19 protein-coding genes are annotated in these 21,508 nt (G+C 70.8%); 10 read left to right on the plus strand and 9 right to left on the minus strand.

All coding sequences use genetic code 11. From position 1 onward, the window contains the following. Positions 1-27: 27 nt before the first annotated feature. On the minus strand, positions 28-1,410 hold the full coding sequence (locus C3L37_RS01640) for a hypothetical protein (RefSeq protein WP_129112873.1): 1,383 nt from the start codon (positions 1,408-1,410) through the stop codon (positions 28-30). Between the two features lie 55 nt (positions 1,411-1,465). Further along, positions 1,466-2,770: a M20/M25/M40 family metallo-hydrolase gene (locus C3L37_RS01645; RefSeq protein WP_129112874.1), complete on the minus strand. Its 1,305-nt coding sequence runs from the start codon at positions 2,768-2,770 to the stop codon at positions 1,466-1,468. Between the two features lie 148 nt (positions 2,771-2,918). On the opposite strand from C3L37_RS01645, the gene C3L37_RS01650 reads away from it, so the two are divergent. The 5 genes from C3L37_RS01650 (at position 2,919) to C3L37_RS01670 (ending at position 8,137) form a co-directional block, all read left to right on the plus strand. Beyond that, a complete protein-coding gene (locus C3L37_RS01650; RefSeq protein WP_129112875.1) occupies positions 2,919-4,037 on the plus strand; it encodes an ABC transporter substrate-binding protein in 1,119 nt (372 codons plus the stop codon). 6 nt (positions 4,038-4,043) lie between these two features. After that, positions 4,044-5,228, plus strand: a complete 1,185-nt coding sequence (locus tag C3L37_RS01655; protein WP_129112876.1) for an ABC transporter ATP-binding protein — start codon at positions 4,044-4,046, stop codon at positions 5,226-5,228. Next, positions 5,228-6,148, plus strand: coding sequence for an ABC transporter permease (locus C3L37_RS01660; RefSeq protein WP_129112877.1), 921 nt, complete (start codon positions 5,228-5,230; stop codon positions 6,146-6,148). Before C3L37_RS01655 ends, C3L37_RS01660 begins: the two co-directional genes overlap by 1 nt. Beyond that, positions 6,145-6,978, plus strand: coding sequence for an ABC transporter permease (locus tag C3L37_RS01665; protein WP_228546078.1), 834 nt, complete (start codon positions 6,145-6,147; stop codon positions 6,976-6,978). Before C3L37_RS01660 ends, C3L37_RS01665 begins: the two co-directional genes overlap by 4 nt. A gap of 88 nt (positions 6,979-7,066) precedes the next feature. Beyond that, a complete protein-coding gene (locus tag C3L37_RS01670; RefSeq protein WP_129112878.1) occupies positions 7,067-8,137 on the plus strand; it encodes an archaeosine biosynthesis radical SAM protein RaSEA in 1,071 nt (356 codons plus the stop codon). Between the two features lie 315 nt (positions 8,138-8,452). Here the strand turns inward: C3L37_RS01670 and purQ are convergent, their stop codons facing one another. Both purQ and purS read right to left on the minus strand, forming a co-directional pair. Further along, complete coding sequence (gene purQ, locus C3L37_RS01675; protein ID WP_129112879.1) at positions 8,453-9,133, minus strand: phosphoribosylformylglycinamidine synthase I; 681 nt, start codon at positions 9,131-9,133, stop codon at positions 8,453-8,455. A 73-nt stretch (positions 9,134-9,206) separates the two neighbouring features. Then, on the minus strand, positions 9,207-9,461 hold the full coding sequence (gene purS, locus C3L37_RS01680; RefSeq protein WP_129112880.1) for a phosphoribosylformylglycinamidine synthase subunit PurS: 255 nt from the start codon (positions 9,459-9,461) through the stop codon (positions 9,207-9,209). A 415-nt stretch (positions 9,462-9,876) separates the two neighbouring features. Here purS and C3L37_RS01685 point away from each other — a divergent pair, with 415 nt between their 5' ends. After that, the gene (locus C3L37_RS01685; RefSeq protein WP_129112881.1) at positions 9,877-10,881 is read left to right on the plus strand and encodes a formyltetrahydrofolate deformylase; all 1,005 of its coding nucleotides are present in this window, start codon (positions 9,877-9,879) and stop codon (positions 10,879-10,881) included. 71 nt (positions 10,882-10,952) lie between these two features. Here C3L37_RS01685 and C3L37_RS24680 read toward each other — a convergent pair whose 3' ends face one another. Genes C3L37_RS24680 through C3L37_RS01700 form a run of 3 tightly spaced genes read right to left on the minus strand, consistent with a single transcriptional unit; the run spans position 10,953 to position 13,232 of the window. Beyond that, positions 10,953-11,627 carry an outer membrane protein assembly factor BamB family protein gene (locus C3L37_RS24680; RefSeq protein ID WP_129112882.1) on the minus strand — a complete coding sequence of 225 codons (675 nt, stop codon included), beginning with the start codon at positions 11,625-11,627 and terminating at the stop codon, positions 10,953-10,955. Continuing rightward, positions 11,563-12,177 (minus strand): outer membrane protein assembly factor BamB family protein, encoded by a 615-nt coding sequence (locus tag C3L37_RS01695; protein WP_164974635.1) that lies wholly within the window; start codon positions 12,175-12,177, stop codon positions 11,563-11,565. Before C3L37_RS01695 ends, C3L37_RS24680 begins: the two co-directional genes overlap by 65 nt. Before the next feature lie 38 nt (positions 12,178-12,215). Further along, positions 12,216-13,232: a phosphoribosylaminoimidazolesuccinocarboxamide synthase gene (locus C3L37_RS01700; protein WP_129112884.1), complete on the minus strand. Its 1,017-nt coding sequence runs from the start codon at positions 13,230-13,232 to the stop codon at positions 12,216-12,218. A gap of 184 nt (positions 13,233-13,416) precedes the next feature. On the opposite strand from C3L37_RS01700, the gene C3L37_RS01705 reads away from it, so the two are divergent. From C3L37_RS01705 to C3L37_RS01720, 4 genes are all read left to right on the plus strand, one after another. After that, positions 13,417-14,604 (plus strand): outer membrane protein assembly factor BamB family protein, encoded by a 1,188-nt coding sequence (locus tag C3L37_RS01705; protein ID WP_129112885.1) that lies wholly within the window; start codon positions 13,417-13,419, stop codon positions 14,602-14,604. A gap of 150 nt (positions 14,605-14,754) precedes the next feature. Next, positions 14,755-15,630, plus strand: coding sequence for an alpha/beta fold hydrolase (locus C3L37_RS01710; protein WP_129112886.1), 876 nt, complete (start codon positions 14,755-14,757; stop codon positions 15,628-15,630). Next, on the plus strand, positions 15,627-16,604 hold the full coding sequence (locus tag C3L37_RS01715) for an LLM class flavin-dependent oxidoreductase (protein ID WP_129112887.1): 978 nt from the start codon (positions 15,627-15,629) through the stop codon (positions 16,602-16,604). The genes C3L37_RS01710 and C3L37_RS01715 overlap by 4 nt, the downstream gene beginning before the upstream one ends. Before the next feature lie 52 nt (positions 16,605-16,656). Continuing rightward, positions 16,657-18,351: a thiamine pyrophosphate-binding protein gene (locus C3L37_RS01720; protein WP_129112888.1), complete on the plus strand. Its 1,695-nt coding sequence runs from the start codon at positions 16,657-16,659 to the stop codon at positions 18,349-18,351. A gap of 87 nt (positions 18,352-18,438) precedes the next feature. Here C3L37_RS01720 and C3L37_RS01725 read toward each other — a convergent pair whose 3' ends face one another. Together C3L37_RS01725 and C3L37_RS01730 are read right to left on the minus strand one after the other, a co-directional pair. Then, positions 18,439-19,908, minus strand: a complete 1,470-nt coding sequence (locus C3L37_RS01725; RefSeq protein ID WP_129112889.1) for an outer membrane protein assembly factor BamB family protein — start codon at positions 19,906-19,908, stop codon at positions 18,439-18,441. Between the two features lie 163 nt (positions 19,909-20,071). After that, positions 20,072-21,487, minus strand: coding sequence for an FAD-binding oxidoreductase (locus C3L37_RS01730; protein WP_129112890.1), 1,416 nt, complete (start codon positions 21,485-21,487; stop codon positions 20,072-20,074). Positions 21,488-21,508 lie beyond the last annotated feature (21 nt).

Genomic DNA, 21,508 nt, shown 5'->3' on the forward strand with positions numbered 1-21,508 from the left:
GGCTGAGCGCGTGATCGACCGACGCGGTCACTCGCTCGACGCGGTCTCCGTCGCCGTCGTCGGGTCGGACCCGTCGGACGTGGAATTCGACGCGCTCGACGCGTTCGGCGCGTCCGACGTCTCGTTACCGGGCGACGACCACGTCGCGGTGGTCGGCGCGTCTGGCGTCCTGGACGCGACCCTCGCGGTCCCCGACCCGAGGACGAGCGCGCCGTTCGGCGCGATGCGGACCGAGAGCGGCGACGGCGGCGTACAGATCGACCAGTCGCCGGTGACGCGCTCGCCGGCATCGAGTTCGGCGACGACGCGGTACCGACCCGCGCGGCCGACGGACGCGGTCGGAAACGCCTCCTCGCGCGGCCCGACCTCGAACGACTCGTCGAGCGCCCGCTCGCCGTCCGCGTCGACCGAAAGCGACAGGCGGTGTCCGCGCTCGTCCTCGTTCGCGATCCGATCGAGCCGGAACCGTCCGGTTCCCGCGGTCGCCCGACAGCGCGGTTCCGCGGCCGCGGTCGCGTCGAAGTCGAGGACGCGCTCTTCGGGAACGTGCCACTCGTACGTGCGCTCGCCGTCGCAGTCCACGGTCAGATCGAGCGTCGCCTCCGTGCGCGCGATCGGAACGGAGAGGCCGACGCCCGCCGGCACTTCGTACCGGTAGTCGACGAGCGTTCGTCCGCCGTCGGCCGCCGCGACGCGGACGTTTCGCCGCTCCTCCGACGGGTTCTGGAGCACGACGCCCGCGGTCGTGTACCGCTGCGTCTCGTCCACGTAGCCGAACGCGGAGTCGGCGTCGAGGGGGCCGTCGGTCCGGTCGGCACCGTCCCTTCGTTCCCCGCCGTCCGCTTCGCCTCCGCTCCCGCCGTCTCCCGCCTCCTTTCCGCCCTCCCCCTCGAACGGGAGGTCGACGGCCTCGCCCGACGCCCGGATCGGCCGGGCCGCGGGGTCGCAGAGGACGTGTTGCTCCGTGTAGATGCGGTCGTCGGTGATGCCGACGAACAGCTTCGAGGCGGTCGGCCCGACGACCCAGTCGAAGGCGGTCCGCGCGCCCTCCTCCGTCTCGAAGACGGTCGGGTACACGCTGATCTTCGCGGCGAGGTCGGCGTAGCTCGTCGCCCCGTGCGCCTCGACGCTCTCGTTCTCGTAGAGGACCGTCCGCCCGTCCTCGGTCTCGACGGCGACGGTCGCGTACTGGTCGCGGTCGGTCGCGTTCTGGACCTCGATGCCCCGCGGTCGGTCGAGGTTGTCGTCGGGATCGTCCGAGCGATACGGAAGCGCGACCGCTCCCGGCGCGTCCGTGGACGCGTCGGCCGTTCCGGGGGTCGACCCGTCGGCCGACGGATCGTCGAACAGCCGCGTCGAACAGCCGGCGAGACCGGCCGTCACGGCGGCGAGGATGACGCGGCGACGCATGGGGGACCGTCCGCGTCAACGGGTAAAAAAGGTCGTCATCCGGCGACGGACGGACTCACCCGGCTCTCAGGAACCGGCGGGCGGTTCCCGCGAGGACGTCGCCGGCGACGAGCACCTCCTCCCAGTCGATCGTCTCGTCCGGGAAGTGCGCCTGATCGACCGACCCCGGTCCGAATACCACCGTCGGGATGCCCGCCTCGACGTAGTGGCGCGAGTCTGCCCCGTACGTCTCGCCCCTGGGTTCCGTGCTCGACAGCCCGTGCGCGTCCATCGCCTCCCGAAGCGTCGCGACGATCGGCTCGTCGGCGTCCGTCTCCGCCGCCTCGAACTGCACCGAAAACCGATCGAACGAGGGCGGGTGCGCCGAGAGCCACTCGCTGTCGGCGACGACGCGGCCGAGCGCCTCCTCGAACTCCGCCTCCACGCTCTCGACCGTCTCCCCCGGCGCGACCCCGAGCCGAAGCTCGGCGACGAGCGACGCCGGGACGCTCGACGCCCACGACCCCGCCTCCACGGTACCGAAATTGATCGGCCACGGGTTGTCGAAGCGCTCGTACAGCGGGTGCGTCACGCGCTCCGCCCGCTCCGCTTCGAGTTCCGCGAACGCGGCCCGGATGCGCTCGAAGTGCGGCAGCACGGATTCCCCGCGCCAGGTTCGCGCCGCGTGGGCCGAGCGGCCGGCGAGCCTGAGGCGCTTCATCACGCTCCCTTCGGTCGCGATCACCGGCCGGAGTTCGGTCGGCTCGGTGACGACCGCCGCGTCGCGCTCGAAGGGGTACGGGTTGTCCATCGCCGCCGCGGCCGCGCCGATCCCCCCGTCCTCCTCGCCGGCGACGCTCTCGACGACGATTCTGCCGTCGAGGCCCTCCTCCTCGGCGAGGTCCGCCGCGTAGCGCGCGGCGAAGACGGAAACCGCGGTGCCGCACTTCATGTCCGCCGCGCCGCGGGCGGTGAGTTCGTCCCCGTCCCACGTCGGCTCGAACGGGTCGCTCGTCCACGAGTCGCGGTCGACCGGGACGACGTCGACGTGACCGTTCAACACGAGCGTTCTGCCGGGGCGTCCGTCGGATCCGTCGGACCGCTCGGCGGGAGGGCGCTCCGCGGTCTCGCCGAATTCGAGCACGCCGCCGACGCTGGGTCTGTCGAGCACGTGCTCGTCCGCGAGATCGTCCGGAAAGGACGGGTGGGCGGCGAGCCGCTCGGGGTCGCCCGTCCAGACGAACGTCTCGAACCCCATCCCCTCCAGCCGGTCGGCGAACCACTCCTGCGCCGGTCGCTCGTTGCGACCGGACGTGTCGAACCGCAAGAACGATTCGACGAACGCCCGCAACTCGTCCCCGTAGGTGTCCCTGAACGTCATCTGTCTCGGATCTCTGCCTCCCGTTCCGCGCACCGTCGTATAAAAATACCGCCGCGCCGCCGATCCGGCGAACCCTCCCGATCGATGCTACTGTATCCTCGCCTATAGTATCGCGAAGATATATATCCGGGTAGGAAAAAGTGGTGCCGTGTCACACGATAACGCATTCAACCGACGGGACGTGCTGCGGGCCGCCGCCGGCGCCAGCGCCGGCGGACTCGTCGGCGCGGCCGGGTGTCTCGGGGGCGGCGGAGACGGCGACTCTCGGGCTCCGATGGACGTCACGGAGTGGCCGCCGGAGGATCTCGAAGGCTCTCTTAATCTCTGGAACTGGTACGACGACTGGGCGGAGTACGCCAAGACGGAGTTCGGCGACGAGTTCGACGTCTCCGTCACGAACAGCGGCTACTCCTCGCCGGATCAGTGGTACTCGAAGTTGCAGGCGGAGGACACGGAGATCGACAACATCGCCGCGACCACGGACTGGGTCGAACGCTCCGTGGAGAACGACTTCCTCCACGAACTGCCCGTGGACATCATGCCGGCCTGGGAGAACATCACCGATCGGGTCAAGGACGTCAGCTCGTACCAGAAGGACGGGAAGGTCTACGCCGTTCCCGAGGCGCTGGTGCTGTACCCGCTCACGTACAACGAGGAGTACTTCGACGAGGAGCCGCGCTCGTGGGACGTCCTCTGGGACGAGGCGAACAGGGACAAGATCGTGATGTGGGACAACAGCACGGTCTCGTGTCAGATCGCGGCGCTGTACACCGGCCAGGACCCCATCGATCCCGGCGACTTCGACGAGATCGAGGAGGTGCTCAAACAGCAGAAACCGCTGCTTCGGACCTACTGGGGCGACTACCAGCAGGGGATGAGCCTCTTCGTCAACGAGGAGGTCGTCGCGGGGCCGCTCACCATGGGGCGGACCTACACGGCCCGGTTCGACGAGGGCGCGCCGGTTCACTACACCGCGCCCGACGAGGGCGCGATGTTCACGAGCGACCTGTTCGTCATCCCGAAAGGGGCACCGAACCCGATCACGAGTCTCCAGTTTACGAACTGGGCGTCGGAGAAGGAGCACGCGACGAAGCTGTTCGACACCATGGGGTACATGCCCGCCGTGGACATAAGCGACGAACTCTCCGAGGAGGACCGCGAGTTCACGGAGTGGCCGGACAGCTGGAACCTGGTCTTCTCGGCGACGCTCTCCGACGAGGTCCGCTCGACGTACGACGAGATCTGGACCGCGGTCAAAGCCGCCTAACCGCCGATGTCGCTGCTATCCGTACGCGGTCTCACCAAACGGTTCGGCACGCTGACCGCCGTCGACGACGCCTCCTTCGACGTGGAGGACGGGGAATTCGTCTCGATTCTCGGGCCGAGCGGCTCGGGCAAGTCGACGATCCTCCGAATGGTGGCGGGCTTCGAAACCCCGACCGAGGGCGCGATGACGCTCGACGGCACCGACCTCGTCGGCGTCCCCCCCTTCGAGCGCGACCTGAACATGGTGTTTCAGAACCTGGCGCTGTTTCCGCACCTCACGGTCGCGGAGAACATCGGGTACGGGCTGAAACAGTCGGGCGTCGCGAAGGCGGAGCGGGCGGCGCGGACCGAGGCGATGCTGGAGATGGTTCACCTCGAAGGGTACGGCGACCGCGACCCGGACGAACTCTCGGGCGGCGAACAGCAGCGCGTCGCGCTCGCCCGGGCGCTGGTGAACGAGCCGGCCCTTGTCCTCTTCGACGAGCCGCTCTCCTCGCTCGACCGTAAACTGCGCCAGCACATGCAGGGCGAACTCCAGCGCATCCAGGCGGAGACGGGCATCACCTTCCTGTACGTCACCCACGATCAGGAGGTCGCGCTGTCGGTCTCGGACCGCCTCGTCGTCCTCAACGACGGCCGCGTCGAACAGGTCGGCCCCGTCGAGGAACTGTACGAGGAGCCGGCGACGGCGTTCGTCGCGGACTTCATCGGCGACGTCAACGCGATCCCCGCGACGGTCGTCGAGCGCGCAGACGGCGGCGTGACGCTCGACGTCGGAACCGCGACCACGACGGTGCCCGCGCGGACGAACGGGGAGTCGGCGGCGGAGTCGTCCCGGGCGGACCGTCGGTGGCGGTCCGGCGACCGGGTCTCGCTCTGCGTCCGGCCGCACCGGATCCGCCTGCTCGACGCCGCGTCGGGCGCGGAACCCGTCGCGGCGACGGGCACCGTCCGCACGCGAAGCTACCAGGGGAGCGACGTGGTGTACACCGTCGAGACGGAGTGGGGTCTCCTCACGGTGGACGTTCGCGGACGGGAGTTCGCGGTCGGCGACGAGGTCGCGGTCACGTGGGACCCGGCGGACGCGCACCTGTTCCCGGCGTCGGAGACGGCGGACGCGGAGGCCGACGCGTCGGTCGACGCTCGCTCCTCCGAATCCTCGCCGAGCGAACCGGGCCCGGAGGAGGCCTGATGGCGGACGCCGCGGCGACGGCGGACCGATCGACGGAGACGAAGCGGCGGTTGCGAGCGCTCGTCGCCTTCTTCCGGCGGCATCCGTGGCTCCGACCGCTGGCCGTCGCCGGCCCGCCCTACGCGGTGTTGCTTCTGCTCTTCGCGCTTCCGGTGTTGACGATGCTCGTCATCTCCTTTCGGCTCGGCAACATCGACGGCCCGTTCACGCTCGACAACTACGCCGAGTTCCTCGCGTCGGAGACCTACCGTTCCGTCCTCTGGCAGACGCTCCTCATCACCGTCAAGACGACCGCGGTGGTGACCGTCGTCGGGTACGCGCTCGCGTACAGCATCGTCCGGTTCTCCCGGCGGACGACGCTGTTGCTCCTGCTCGTCATCCTCCCCTTCTGGACGAGCTACATCATCCGGATGTACGCGTGGATCAACATTCTCCAGAACGAGGGCGTGCTCGACTCGACGCTCACGCTCTTGAACCTCGTCGACGAACCCGTCGGGCTGCTGTACACGCAAGACGCCGTGCTCATCGGCTTCGTCTACTTGTGGCTCCCGCTGGCCGTCTTGCCGTTCTACGCCTCCCTCTCGAACATGGACCCGGATCTCATCGAGGCCGCGAAGGATCTCGGCGCGGGGCCGATCAAGGCCTTCTTCACGGTCACGCTGCCGACGACGGCGAACGGCGTCGTCACGGGGATCATCCTCGTGTTCATCCCCACGTTCGGGTCGTTCATCACGCCGCGGCTGCTCGGCGGGACGGACAACATCATGATCGGCATGGTCATCGAGAACCAGTTCAAGTCCGCGTTCAACTGGCCGTTCGGCGCGGCGATCGGCATCGTCATCTCGGCCGTCGTCGTGGCGCTGCTAATCGTCGGCGCGCGGAGCGGCGGCACCATGTTCGCGCGGGGTGATGAGCGGTGAGAGCCGTCGACGCCGCGCTCAGACCGGTCGAGCGGTTCGTCCAGCGCCGCGGGGCGCAGCTGTCGCGGCTCGTCATGATCGCGGTGTTCGCGTTCCTCTGGCTCCCGATCGGCGTGTTGGTCCTCATGTCGTTCGCGAAGGGCGGCGTCCTCTCGTTCCCCCCCGAGGAGCTGACCCTCGAATGGTACGGCGTGTTCCTCGCGAACGAGACGGCGCGGCGGGCCATCGTGCTGACGCTCCAGATCAGCACCGTCGCGACGGCCGTGACCGTCGCGCTCGCGACGCTCATCGCCTACGCGGTGGACCGGTTCGACTTCCCCGGCAAGGGCCTGTTGCAGCTTCTCGCCACGCTGCCGATCGTCGTCCCGCTGGTGGTCACCGGCGTCGCGCTGGTGCTCTTTTTCGGCACCGTCGGCCTCGGATCCGGCTACTGGCCGACCGTCATCGCGCACGTCGTCCGGACCATCCCGTTCGCCGCGCTCGTCATCATTCCTACCTTCCTCACCTTCGACCGGCGGCTCGAAGAGGCCTCGAAGGACCTCGGCGCGGACGAACTCCAGACGTTCGTGCAGGTCACCCTCCCGAACGTCTTCCCCGGCATCCTGGCCGGCGGGCTGCTCGCCTTCACCATCTCCTTCAACGAGTTCGTCTTCACCTACTTCGTGAAGGGGTCGGGCCAGTCCACGCTGCCCGTCTACATCTGGGACCAGATCCGCTACAACGTCACGCCCGAGGTGAACGTCATAAGCGTCGTCTTCCTCCTCGTCGCGGTGTCGATGGTACTCGTCGCCGTCTCGCTTACCAAGGTCGAACTGCTCGCCAGACGGTAGGGTTCCGCCGGGACCGCGCGCCCACTCGCGGCGCGTCGCCGCCCCGCAGACGAAGGCGCTTTACCCGCCGCCCCGATATGTCCCTCCAATGAGCGAGCCGAGCCCCGAGGCGTACGAGCGGGGGCGCGGGATGGACGCGCACAACGAGGTGATGCGCGAGATCCGCGCCCGAAAGGAGAAACACTACGATCCCCACGAGCCGACGCGCGTCTGGCTCGACGAGGACAACACGCCCGACGGGGTGTACCAGTCCCTCACGATCATCCTCAACACCGGCGGGTGTCGGTGGGCCCGCGCCGGCGGCTGTACGATGTGCGGCTACGTCGCAGAATCCGTCGAAGGCGGCAGCGTCAGCCACGAGGCGCTCGCGGACCAGATCGAGGTCTGTCTCGACCACGAGGCGGAGAACGCCGACGAGCGGTCCGGGCTGATCAAGATCTACACCTCCGGGTCGTTCCTCGACGAGCGCGAGGTGCCCGCGGAGACGCGGCGGGCCGTCGCCGAGACGTTCGCCGATCGCGACCGCATCGTCGTCGAGTCCCTCCCCGACTTCGTCACCCGCGAGAAGCTTGCGGACTTCACCGGCGTCGGCCTCGAAACCGACGTGGCGATCGGCCTCGAAACCGCGACCGACCGCGTCCGGCGCGACTGCGTGAACAAGTACTTCGACTTCGCGGACTTCGTCGCCGCGAGCGAGGAGGCCGAGGCCGCCGGGGCTGGCATCAAGGCGTACCTGCTGATGAAGCCGCCCTTCCTCTCCGAATCGGAGGCCATAGCGGACATGAAGCGATCGATCCGCCGTTGCGCCGAGTACGCCCACACGGTGTCGATGAACCCCTGCAACGTCCAGCGGTACACGATGGTCGACGAACTGCACTTCCGCGGGGGCTACCGCCCGCCGTGGCTCTGGTCCGTCGCCGAGGTGCTGTGCGACACCGCCGACGTCGACGCCATCGTCGTCTCGGATCCGGTGGGCCACGGCTCCGACCGCGGCCCGCACAACTGCGGCGAGTGCGACGACCGCGTCCAGACGGCGATCAAGGACTTCGACCTCCGGCAGGATCCGACGGTGTTCGAGCAGGTCTCCTGCGACTGCGAGGCGACGTGGGAGGCCGTCGTGGCCGAGGAGACGAGCTACGGGATGCCGCTGGCTCGGTGAGCGTCGCCGCCGGCGACGGGGCACGCAACCGGCGCTGATCCGCCGCTCGCCGAGGTTTTTCGCACCCTTCGACGCCGTAGGCGACGCATTACAATCCCGCCGCGGATCGTCGCCGTCCGACAGCGACCGGCGACTTCGACGCCGGCCGCGACGGAGACGACATGAACGAACACGAACGGTTCACCGCGATGTACTGTCACGACGGGTGGTTCGAGATCCGCGAGGAGGAGAATCCGGAGGGGTGGATCGCGACCGACTCGCCGGTGTGGGTGCCGCTGTAGCGCGGCGGGCGGTCGAGGAGACGCGCGAACGCGATTATGCGGACAAAAAGCCCGAGAGGATCCCCTGTCCGTCGGTGCCGCCCAGCCGGGGGAGCGTCGCGCGCTCGGGGTGCGGCATCAACACGGCGACGGTGTCGCGCTCGCCGAGCACGCCGGCCACGTTTCCGGTCGAGCCGTTCGGGTTCGCCGCGTCCGTGACCGCGCCGTCGGCGTCGCAGTAGCGAAAGAGGACCCGTCCTTCGGCTTCGAGCCGTTCGTAGCGGTCGGCGTCGATCTCGAAGCGCCCCTCGCCGTGGGCGATGGGGAGAGAGATCACCTCGCCCTCGTCGTAGGCGCGGGTCCACGGCGTGTCGGCGGTTTCGACGCGGAGGTGGACGGGTTCGCACTGGAAGCGCGCGCTGCGGTTCGTCGTGAACGCGCCCGCCGTGACTCCCGACTCGCAGCCGATCTGCGCGCCGTTGCAGATGCCGAGCACCGGGACGCCCTCGTCGGCCGCCGCCCGGACCTCGGCCAGGATCGGCGAGCGCGCGGCCATCGCGCCGGCGCGCAGGTAGTCGCCGTAGGAGAAGCCGCCGGGGAGCACGATCCCGGAGGCGTCCGCCGGGAGGCCCTCCTCGTGCCAGACGCGGCGGGCGTCGATCCCGAGGTGCGAGAGCGCCCGCACCGCGTCGCGGTCGCAGTTGCTCCCGCCGAATTGGACGACCGCAACCGTCACAGCGACCACCTCTCGTGGTGATCGCCGAGGGTTGCGGTCGGAGACGGAGCGACCGTCACAGTGGGTGCGGCGATCATTCCGCGTCGGCGACCTCGACCTCGTAGTCGTGGATGGTCGGGTTCGCGAGGAGCCGCTCCGCCATCTCGTCGGCGCGCTCGGCCGCGGCGTCGGCGTCGGTCGCGTCGAGGTCGATCTCGAAGCGGTCGGCGGAGCGCAGCCCCCGAAGCTCGAAGCCGAGCCGTTCGAGCGCGCGCTTCGTCGTCTCCGCCTCGGGATCGAGCACCCCGCGCTTCAGGCGCACCGTCACCGTCGCGGTGTAGGCAGTCATCAACCGACAGTGCGCGGCCGTGCATCATATGGGTTTTGGATGGAGCTCGATGACCACGTTCGTGGACACTCCGCCGCCGTCGACCGGTCGCCGGCCGTCCTCGTCCGCCGCCCGCGGTCTCGTTTTCCCGTCTCCGCCCGCAGTCCTCATCCTCCGGCCTCCGGCCTCCACCTCCCGCCCTCGTCCTTTCACTTTCCGCCGCAGCGTTCGCCCCTCGGCTCTCGCCGGCTGAGACGCGCCAGCGAAGTTAAGGACGATTCGAGTACCATCTCCCGTGGAGGGCGGGCGTCGATCGAATCATGCTACTAGAAAATCACGACGAACGATCGGTGAGCCCTGCGGAGAACGGAAGGCGTTTAGTCGTCCACGGCGCAGGGAAGGATATGTTCGGCTTCGAACAGCCGGAGGTGACGGTATGACGCGCGAGCTAACCGAGATCACGGTCATCGGAGGGGACAAGACCGGACTCATCGCCCGGGTCACCACCCTGCTGTTCGAGCGCGGAATCAACATCGAGGACCTCGATCAGGCGGTCCGCGAGGGGATCTTCCGGATGACCCTCCACGCGGACACGTCGGGGATGGTCTGCACGGAGGACACGCTCCGCGACGCCCTCGCGGACCTCGCGGACGAACTCGGCGTCGACATCCGGGTCCGGTTCCCCGCCGACCGAGAGACAAAGGAGATCGCGGTGCTCGTCACCAAGGAGTCCCACTGCCTCGAAGCGCTGTTCGAGGCGTGGGCCAACGGCGACCTCGGCGCGGACATCGGCGTCGTGATCGGCAACCGCGACTACCTCGAACCGCTCGCGGCGCACTACGACGTCCCGTTCCACGACGTCGGCGACGAGAAGGGGTCGCCCGACGAGGATCGCCTGCTCGAACTCCTCGACGAGTACGAGGTGGACCTCATCGTGCTCGCGCGCTATATGCGCATCCTCGGCCCGAACGTCGTGTTCCGCTACGAGGACCGCATCATCAACATCCACCCCAGCCTCCTGCCCGCGTTCCCCGGCGCGGCGGCCTACCGGCAGGCGAAGGAGGAGGGCGTCAGGATCGCGGGCGTCACGGCCCACTACGTGACGACTGATCTCGATCAGGGGCCGGTGATCACCCAGCGCGTCTTCAACGTCCCCGACGACGCGAGCGTCGCGGAGATCAAAAAGCGCGGCCAGCCGCTCGAAGCCGACGCCCTCCTCGAAGCGGTGCAACTGCACCTGAGCGACGGCCTGACGGTCCACCGCGGCCGGACGAGCCTCCGGGACGGCGCGGAGGACTACCAGCTCGGCATGCCGGAGGAGGCGGACCGGGCGAACCCCGACCGGCCGATCGACGGAAAGGCGGACGTGCTGCGGACGCGAGCCGACGACGACGACGAGCGGGCGGAGACGGACGCGCCGATGCAGTCGGACGACGACTGAGCGGCGACCGCCGCGAGGGTGCGACGACTGAGCGGTCGTCACCGCGAGGGTGGAACGACCGAAGGGCTCGTTCACGCGAACGAACCGCCGCCGTTCGCGGCTCCGTAGTAGATCCGCCCCGAACCGACCACCGGTCCCGTTTTCGGGGCGACGCCGAGATCGCGTCGCCACCGCTTCTCGCCGGTTTCGGCGTCTAGCGCGAACAGGTAGCCCGACCCGTCGTCGACGATCTCGTAGACGGTGTCGCCGGCGACGGCGGGTGCGGTACCGTACCCGACATCGTGCTCGTAGCTCCAGCGTTCGTCGCCGGTTTCGGCGTCGAGCGCCCGAAGACGACGACCGTTCGATCCGGCGACGTAGACGACGCCGTCGGCGACCGCCGGCGGTTCCCACGACCGCCCGTCGAGGCCGCGCGTCCAGACGGTCGATCCGTCCGACCCCGCCACGGCGTGGAGCGAACCGTCCGCGCGGACGACGAAAACGCGATCGTCCCCCACGACCGGCGGCGCGTGGCTCTCCCCGACGTTTCGAGTCTCCCACAGCAGACTCCCGTCGGCCGCGTCGAACGCGTAGAGGCCGTCGAAACCGTCGCGGCCTCCGCCGCTCGTCGCGTACGCGACGCCGTCCGCGGCGGCCGTGCCGCGGGGGACGTCGGACCCGGTTTCGCCCTCCCAAAGGCGCTCACCGATCGTCGCCGACAGCGCGGTGACGCGCTCGCCAACGACGTAGATGCGGCCACCCTCGATCGCCGGCGCGCCCGCGGCCGACGCGGTGTCGCCAGTATCGGTCCCCGGAGCGCAGGTCGACCGCGCGCGTCTCGTCGTCGACCGTCACGAAGACGGCGTCGCCGGCGACGGTGGGGGTAGAGATCCCCGCGCTCCCGCGCAGCCGCCACCGTCGCTCGCCGGTTTCGGCGTCGCGTGCGGTGAGGGTCGCGCGCCACTCTCGGTCCGCGGAGCGATCGTACCCGTCGGAACACGCGAGGACGACGCCGTCCGCGACAACCGGCGTCGACTCGAAGATCGCGTCCGCCGACGCCACCGGCAGCACCGGCGTCGTCTTGGAGACGTTCGCGCCGTCCGGACGGTGGCCGGATCGTCGGGCGTCGCGGCCGAGCGTCGGCCAGGGTCCCGCGAAGCCGTCGGCTATCGGGGCGTCAGCCCGATACCTGTGCGGACCGGTTCGGTTCTCGACGGCGTCGATCGGGTCGCCGACGGCCGTACAGCCCGAGAGTGCGGTTATCCCCGTGCCGACCGCGGCGAGAACCGCGCGACGGGACCTGCATGGAGGGCTCACGTCCACCCGGATTCGCCGGTCCGACAAATCCCTTTTCCCTACAGATCCCGGACCGCGTCGACGGCCTCCTCGATCTCGGGCGCGTCGAACCACTCGCTTTCGGTGTAGGCGTTCGCGCCCGCCGCGTAGAGGTCCGCGACCGCCCGGACGACGGGGTCGGGGAGCGCCGTCGGTTCCGTCCCGCAGAGGTCGCGCCAGTCCGCGATCCCGCGGTCGTCGGCCTCGACCTTCGCCGCCGCGACCGCCTCGACCCAGTCGGGCTGTTCGCGCCCGTAGTACTGGCGGACGACTTCCTTCGAGACCTCCTGGCCGTCGTAGCTGAAGCGGTTCTCGTCGAACGTGCCGACCACGTCCGCGACCTCGATCGAGCCGTCGTGGTAGAGACACTCGATCTTGCCGTCCTCGTGGACGAGGCCCGCCCGCGCCGCCCGCTCGGTCAGGATGTGGTTCACCGCGAGCGCGAGCTCTTCGAGCCGATCGATGTCGGCCGCTCCGGCGATCTCGTCCGCCTCCTCGCGGGCGAGATAGCGGTCCTGTTCCTCGAACTTCGTGGAGAACTCGACGATCGGCTCGGGGAGGTCGACCGCCTCCGTCGGCCACTCGTCGAAATCGAGGCCGACGTCGGCGGGATCGGCGCGCTTTCTGAGGCTCGACCCGACGGGGACGGTGTTGCGGAAGACGATTTCGAGGGGGATCAGGTAGTTGTTTCCGACCGCCTCGTAGAACGCGTCGTAGTCGTAGCCCGCGTTGTACCGGAGGTTCGGCGCCCGCACGAGGTCGATCGTCATCTCACGCGGCGGCTCCGTCGCCTCGCCGAGCTCCTTCACTTCGCCGTCCTCGACGACGCCGCGGTAGTGGGTGGGCACGTGATTCAGATCCAGGAGCTCGAAGTTGAACGCGCCCATCGTACAGAGGCTCGCGCCCTTCCCCGGGATCTCGTCGGGCATCGTCCCCCAGTCGAACACGGAGTAGTCGTCGGTGAAGACGAAGCGCCCGCGGCCGAGTTCCGTCTCGGTCGGCTCCGCCTCGATCCGGAACTCCTTGACGCTGGTCATACCTCCCGTGGCGTCCGGGGGCGGCATGAATCTTTCACTTCCGTGCCGGTTCCCTCCGCATCGACTGCAAGTAATGTACACGTTCGTGGGTTGTCTCGCGATACCGATGAACGGGGATTCACCGCTATCGTATCATACGTTATGGAAAGCAAAAAAACAAGTGTCCGTGAACTAATCGTTCGCCATGACCGCCCCCGAACACGGTCGCCGAACCTTCCTCGCCCTCTGCGGCACGGTCGCTCTCAGCGGCTGTACGAGTCTCCTCCAGGCGACGCCCGCCCCGAAGCACGACTGGCCGACGCTCGGCTACGACAGCCGCCACGCCGGGTACGTCCCCGACGCGACGCTCTCCCCGACGTCCGACACCCCCGAGTGGACGGTCGAGGGGCTCTCGTTCCCGTACACCTCCCCCGTCGTCGCCGGGGGGAGCGCGTACGTCGCGTCGGCCGATCGAGGGCTACAGTCCGTCGACGCCGACGACGGGACGCCCGAGTGGCGCGCACCCCTCTCCGGCACTCCCGCCGGCGCGCCCGCCGCGGCCGACGGCGTCGTCTTCGTCGCGCACGACGACCGACACGGCGACGGCGACGCCGTCGTGAGCGCGTTCGAGGCGGACGGAGACGCCGAAATCCGGGAACCGACCTGGGAGGCGACCGTCGGCGACGACGCCGCGTTCGCCCCGACCGTCGCCGACGGGACCGTCTTCGTGACGACGAGCGACGCCGCGGTCGCCCTCTCGGCGGACGACGGGGAGGAGCGCTGGCGGCGGTCGATCCACGGGTCGATTTCGGGCGTCGACTACGACGTCTGTGAGGGCCTCTCCGTCGCCGTGGACGGCGACGCGGCGTACGTTCCGGGAGAGCGGGGCGTCCTCGCCGTCGACGCGAACGACGGCACCGAGCTGTGGCGCGCGCCCCTCCCGCGGATGCGGGCGTCCCCGGCGGTGAGCGGGGGGACGGTGTACGCGACGGGCGTGGGGGCGGGCGTTCGGGCGTTCGCGGCGGACTCGGGCGAGGAGCGCTGGCGGCGGAACGAAAGCGGGTGCTGGACCTCCCCGGCGGTCGCAGAAGGGTCGGTCTACGCGACCGCCGGCTTCGACCTCGTCGAACTCGACGCCGAGAGCGGCGAGGAGCGCTGGCGGACGGGCCGACACGGCCTGCGCGCGGACGTTCGGTCCTCCCCGGCCGTCGTCGGCGATACGGTCGTCCTCGGGACGATCGATCAGACCGTCGTCGGCCTCGACCCTGGCGCGGAGGACGACACGTGGGGCGGCGGCGCGGGGACGCACACCTCGCCCGCTGTTTCGGATGGGCGCGTCTTCGCGACCGACGGGCGCGGCCTCCATGCGTTCGGCGGCGGCGAGGGAGGGTGAGAGCCGAACCGCGGTTCGCCGATCGTCCGCCCACTCGGTTCCCCTCGCGCCTCCCGCCCCAGACTACTTCACGTCGGCCCGCCATCCTCGACCCATGCCAGCACGCACCTCTCGAGCGCGCCCGGCGGCGGACCGCGGGGTGATCGCGCGATGACCGACTACCGCGAGTGGTCGTCGGCGCAGGAGACGACGACGGCCGCGGTCGACGGGCACGACGACCTCCGGGTGGCCTACTACGAGGCCGGCCGCGAGAACGACGGCCCGCCGGTCGTGTTCCTCCACGGCATCCCGACGTGGTCGTTCCTCTGGCGCGACGTCGTCGACGCGGTGGCGGACGAGCGGCGCGTCGTCGCGCCCGACCTCCTCGGCTACGGCAACTCCGAGATGCGGGACGGCTTCGACCGGTCGATCCGCGCGCAGGAGGCGATGCTCGCGGGGCTGCTCGACCGGCTCGGCGCCGAGTCAGTCTCGCTCGTCGGCCACGACATCGGCGGCGGCGTCGCCCTGCGCTACGCGGCGCACGAACCCGAGGCGGTCCGCGAGCTCGTGCTCTCGAACGCGGTCTGTTACGACTCGTGGCCCGTCGAGTTCGTGAGCGGGCTCGGCGTCCCCGGGACGGTCGAATCGTGGGAAGACGCCGAACTGAACGGAAAGCTCGACTTCGTCTTCGAGGACGGCCTGTACGCGGACGAGCCGAACGAGACGTTCGTCGAGGGGATGAAAGCGCCGTGGCTGTCGCCCGAGGGCCGCACCGCGCTGTCGCGCGCTGCCGTCGCGACGAACACGAACCACACGACCGAACTCGACTACGCGGCGATCACGGCCGACGCGCTGCTGCTCTGGGGGGCCGAGGACGTGCTCCAGCCGATCTCCTACGCGGAGCGGCTGGCCGCGGACCTCACCGGCGACGCCGACCTCGTCGCCCTCGACGGGGCGTACCACTGGGTCGTCGAGGACCGACCGGACGCCTACCGCGACCACCTCCGTTCGTTTCTGGTCCCGTCGGAGGGGGTGGGCGACGAATGAGGCGCGGCCTCCTGCTCCCCGAGGGGGAACGCGCGGCCCCGGTCGAGACGGCCGTCCGGGCGGAGGAGCTGGGGTACGACGCGCTCTGGCTCGGCGAGCTGTGGGGCGCGGACGCGTTCGTCCAGCTCGCGGCGATCGCGGCGCGCGTCGACGAGGCGGCGCTCGGGACCGCCATCGTCAACGTCTACTCGCGCTCGCCGGCGACGCTCGCCGCGGCGGCCGCAACGCTCGATTCCGTCGCCGACGGCCCCGTCAGGCTCGGGCTCGGCGCGAGCACGCCGAAGGCGATCGAGGACCTCCACGGCTCCGAGTACGACCGCCCGGTGCGCCGCATTCACGAGACGGCGGAACTCGTCCGGGCGTTCACGCGCGGCGAGGGGCGCGTCGAGTACGACGGCGAGCTCTTTTCCGTCGCGGACTTCCCGCCGCTGGACGCCGAGGTCCCGATCTACGTCGCCGCGCTCGGTCCGGCGGCGCGCCGCATGACGGGCCGCGTCGCCGACGGCTGGATCCCGCACAACGTCCCCTTCTCGGCGCTCGGCGACGCGTTCGAGACCGTCGCCAACGCCGCCCGGGAGGCCGGCCGCGACCCCGACGGGATCGCCGTCGCACCCTACGTCCCAGCGGCGGTGAGCGACGATCCCGAGGAGGCGCGCGCGGCCGTCCGCGGCCACCTCGCCTACTACGTCGGCAGCGGCGAGGGGTACCGGCGGGCGGTTGCGGAAGCGTTCCCCGACGAGGCCGATCGGGTGGCCGAGGCGTGGCGGGCGGGCGACCGGGCGGCGGCTAAAGCTGCGGTCACGGCGGAGATGGTCGACGCGCTCGGCGTCGCCGGAACCCCCGACGGAGCCCGCGAGCGGTTCAGCGAGATCGCCGCCCTCGACGCCGTCGACGAGCCGATCGTCGTCGTGCCGATGCAGGCCGAGGACCTCCGCGAACGGACCGTCGAAACTCTCGCCCCCGAGAACCGCTAAGCGGGGGTGGGTACCCGATGATTGACGCCCCTCCCGGACGATACCACGACGGATGAAAGACACCACCTACACCGGCGCGGACCTGTTCGTCGACGCCCTCGAACGCTACGGCGTCACGCACGTCTTCGGCAACCCCGGCACGACGGAGCTGCCGGTGGTGACCGCGCTCGCGGACGGCGACCTCGACTACGTCCTCGGGCTCCACGAGGACATCGCCGTCGGGATGGCCGCGGGCTACGCGAGCACCCGACGGTACCACGGCCACAGCGACCCCGACGTCCTCCCGGTCGGCGTCGTCAACCTCCACATCGCGCCCGGGCTGGCCCACGGGCTCGGCAACCTCTACGGCGCGAGCGTCGCGGGCGCGCCGCTCGTGGTCACCGCCGGCAACCACAGCACCGACTTCCGCCACGAGGAGCCGATCCTCTCCGGCGACCTCGTCCACCTCGCGGAGCGCTTCTGCAAGTGGAGCGACGAGGTGCTCGACGTGCGGGCGCTGCCGACGATGCTCCGCCGCGCGTTCCGCGTCGCGCTCACGCCGCCGACCGGCCCCGTCTTCCTCGGGCTGCCGCTCGACGTGATGATGGCCGAGACCGACGCCGAGCCCGAACGGCTCGGCGCGATCCCGACCGCGGGGCGCGGCGACGCGACCCAGATCGGGCGGGCGGCGGACGCGCTCGTCGACGCGGACGATCCGGTGGTGGTCGTCGGCGACGGCGTCGCCCGGTCGGGCGCGGCCGCCGTCGACGCGGCGGTCGACCTCGCCGAGGCGGCTGGCGCGCGCGTCCACGGCGAGATCATGGCGGCCGAGGTGAACTTCCCGACGGATCACGACCAGTGGGTGTCGCACATCCCCCCGAGCGAGGACCTCGCCGCGACGATCATGGAGGCGGACACGCTCCTCTTCGTCGGTACCTCGACGAACACGACGCTGACGCGCCGCGAGAATCCGATCGTCCCGCCGGAGGCGACGTGCGTCCACGTCTCCGACGACGCCTGGGAGCTCGGAAAGAACCAGCCAGCGGACGTCGCGGTCCTCGGCGACCCCGGAGCGGTGCTGGGGGAGCTGGCCGAACGCGTCGCCGACCGCCTCCCCGACGAGGTGCGGGAGGCGCGGCTGGAGCGCGTCGCCGCCGCGCGGCGGACGGCCGAGGAGCGGCTTTCGAGCGTGGGGACGGGCGACGCGCCGGACGATCCGCGCGCCTCGAAGGCGGAGTTGGCCGACGCCCTCCGCGCGGCGGCGTCCGACGCCCTCGTCGTCGACGAAGGGATAACCTCGCGCTTCCCGCTCGTGACGCGGTGGCCGATGCGGGCGGAGGGGTTCATTTCGAACAAGGGCGGCGGGCTCGGTTACGGCCTGCCGGCGGCCGTCGGCGCGGCCATCGCGGAGGGGCAGCGCGACGAGCCGCGCGACGTGCTCGGCTTCGTCGGCGACGGCTCGTACCTCTACTACCCCCACACCCTCTACACGGCCGCCCGGTACGGCGTGGACCTCACGGTCGTGATCCCGGACAACCGGAACTACCGCATCCTGAAGGACAACGCGCTCTCGATCCTCGGCGGCGACGAGGACGACTACGAGTTCGTCGGCATGGACTTCGAACCGCCGGTCGACATCCCGAAGAACGCCGAGAGCCACGGCGCGCGCGGCCGGCTGATCGAGTCGCCGGACGAGACCGAAGACGCGGTCCGGGAGGCGATCTCGCGGCCCGGACCGGACGTGCTCGACGTGCTCGTCCACGACTGATCCGAACCCGGTCGCCGTCGAGAACGCACTCCACGCCAGCGGTGGCGGGTGCGCGCCGTCGACGGTGGAGATCCCGGTGCCCCCGACTCAGGCGTCCAGCGCGTACAGGTAGCCGGCGTCGGTGCCGACGTAGGCCCCGGACGGAGCCGCCGCGACCGCCGCGAGCCCCTCGTCGGGGGCGAACCGCCACCGCTCGCCGCCGTCGGCGTCGAACGCGAGCAGCGCCCCGGAGTCCCGCAGCACCGCGAGCGGAACGTCGCCCGCGACGAGCGGCTCGACGCCCTCCGAGTCGAGTTCCGCCGACCAGCGCTCGGTTCCGCCCTCGGCGTCGAACGCGAACAGCTCGCGGCCGCCGGCGACGTACGCGCTCCGGGTGGTCGCGACCACGGCGCCGGCGGTTTCGGGGCCGGAGGCCCGCCAGCTGACCGACCCGTCGCTCGGATCGAACGCGAGGAGCGCCCCGCTCTCCGTCGCACAGAAGAGCCGTCCGCCCGCGAGCGCGCGATCGGCGACGGGGCCGTCGTCCTCCGACGCCGCCGCGTACCGCCAGCGCTCCTCGCCGTCCGCTCGCTCGAACGCGACGACCGAGCCGTCCTCAGAGCCGACGACGAGCAGGTCGTCGGCGACCAGCGGTTCCGTCCCGGCGTACTCCGACGCGCCCTCCTTCGCCCACAGCGCCTCCCCGGTGCGTTCGGCCAGCGCGTACAGGCCGCCGGGCGTCCCCGCGTAGAGGGTGCCGTCGGCGACGGTTCCCTCGACCGCGTCGCCGAGCGGCCACCGCCACCGGACGTACCCCCCCTCGGCGCGCACGCCGAACAGCTCTTCCTCCGCGTCGGGCCGCCCGTCGGTCGTGCCGACGAAGGCGCTCCGGTCGGTCGCGCCGAGCACCGCGAGCCGCGGCCCGCCACGATCGAAGGTCCCCTCCCACCGCCCCTCGCCGCCCTCGCGACCGACCGCGAGCAGGCGCTGTCTCGCGTCGGTTCCGCCGGCTTCGTTCGAGTCGCCGGCGTCCTCGCTCGAACCGTCGCCGCTGTCGCCCCCGTCGTTTCCGCCGGCGTCGCTCGCTCCGGTTCCGCCGTCGCCGCCGTTCGTTCCGCTTCCGCCGTCGCTGTTCGATCCGCCGCCGACGACGTAGACGACGTCGCCGCCGACGACGGGCGAGGACGCCGGCGGAACGGCGGCGTCGAACGCCCACCGTTCGCTCCCGTCTCCGGCGGCGACCGCGAGGAGGCGGTTTTCTCCGCCGTCGCCGCCCGACGAGACGCGTCCCGTCCCGGCGACGTACACGGTCCCGTCGACGACGGTCGGCTCCTGGCCGACGCGCTCGCCGACGTCGACGTGCCAGCGCAGCCGCCCGTGGGTCGTCGGATCGGGCTTGTCGGGGGCGGGCTCCGTGGTGTTCTCGGGCGAGTCGGTGCGCCCGTCCGTCGGTCTCCGGTCGGTTGACGTCGACGATCCGGGATCGTCGGGTCGGAAGCACCCGGCGAGCGACGCGAGGGCGGCCACGCTCCCGGCGCGGCGGAGGAGCGCTCGGCGCGAGGGGCCGCGACCGGTCATGGGGCTCGATCTATCCGTCGACGTAATGACTCTTTTGGAGGCAGATCGGGAAGGCGCACACGTCGCGGCGTTCGCGTCGCGCGCACGTCTTCGCTTTCGACGTCGCTCCCGCGACTCGTCCGCTCAGCGTCGCGGCGGGGTTCCTCGCGCTCGCCGCCGAGACTCACCGTTCCTCCCGGACGCGTCCGCCGTCGATCGTCTCCGGGAACACCTTTCCCGGATTCAGCGTGTCCGTCGGGTCGAGCGCCCGCTTCACGGCGCGCATCGCTTCGACGCTCGCCTCGCCGTGCTCCGCGACGAGGTACTCGCGCTTTCCCATCCCGATCCCGTGCTCGCCGGTCGCGGTCCCCCCGAGTTCGATCGCCCGCCGCACGACCGCGGCGTACGTCTCCTCGCCGACCGCGACGTGGGCGGGGTCGGCCGGGTCGACGAGCACGGTGTAGTGGACGTTCCCGTCGCCGGCGTGACCGAAACACGGCACGAGCAGGTCGCGCTCGGCGGCGAGTTCCTTCGCGTACCCGACGATCTCGGCGTAGCGGCTGATCGGGACGGTGACGTCGCCCGGGTGCAGCGGCCGGAGGTTCGGGTCCCACGAGTCGACCGCGTACGCGAGGTCCTTTCGCGCCTGCCAGAGGTCGGCCATCTCGCGCTCGTCGTTCGCGAGTTCGAACCGCTCTCCGTCGTGACTCTCGAGGATCGACCGGCAGAAGGCGATCTCCTCGTCGACGCCGTGGTCGGCGTGGAACTCCAGAAAGACCGTCGGCGCGTCGGGTAGGTCGGTGCCGCTGTAGGCGTTCGCCATCCGCGACGCCGTCCGGTCGAGGAGTTCGATCGTCGCCACGTCGACGCCCGACGTGACCGCGTCGGCGACGGCGGCCGTCGCGTCGTCGAGCGTCGGAAAGAGGGCGCGCCCGGCGCGGATCTGCTCGGGAATGCCGGCGAGCCTGAGCGTCGCCCGCGTCACCACCGCGAGCGTCCCCTCGCTCCCGACGACGAGCTCTTTCAGGTTGTACCCGCTGGACGTTTTGGCGGCCTTGCTCCCTGCGGTGATCACGGAGCCGTCCGCGAGCACCGCCTCCAGTTCGAGCACCCAGTCGGCCACCTCGCCGTACTTCACGGTCCGCATCCCGCTCGCGTCGGTGGCGATCATCCCGCCGACGGTCGAGAACTCGCCCGACGACGGCAGCGGCGGGAAGAAGAGGCCGTGGCGGGCGACCGCGTCGTCGACCGCCGAGCCGACGACCCCCGGCTCCACGTCGATCTGGAGGTCCTCGGGCCACACGTCGAGGATTGCGTCCATCCCGGTCATGTCGAGGCTGATCCCGCCGCGGACCGGCGTGGCGCTGCCCTCCAGCCCCGTCCCGGCGGCGTAGGGCGTCACGGGCACGCCGCGCTCCGTCGCGGCCGCGAGCACCGCCGACACGTCCGCCGTCGACGCCGGCCAGACGACCGCGTCGGGGCGGACGCGCCGTTCGTCCGGCGTGCCCCAGTCCCCGGCGCGGGTTTCGAGGTCGGAGTCGCCGGTCGACGCGTCACCCGCGAGGTCGAGGTCGGCGAGGAACGAACAGTCGTGCGGCATGTGTTACTCGTGAACAGGGGG

The organism is Halegenticoccus tardaugens, from assembly GCF_004116405.1.
Classification (GTDB): Archaea; Halobacteriota; Halobacteria; order Halobacteriales; family Haloferacaceae; genus Halegenticoccus; species Halegenticoccus tardaugens.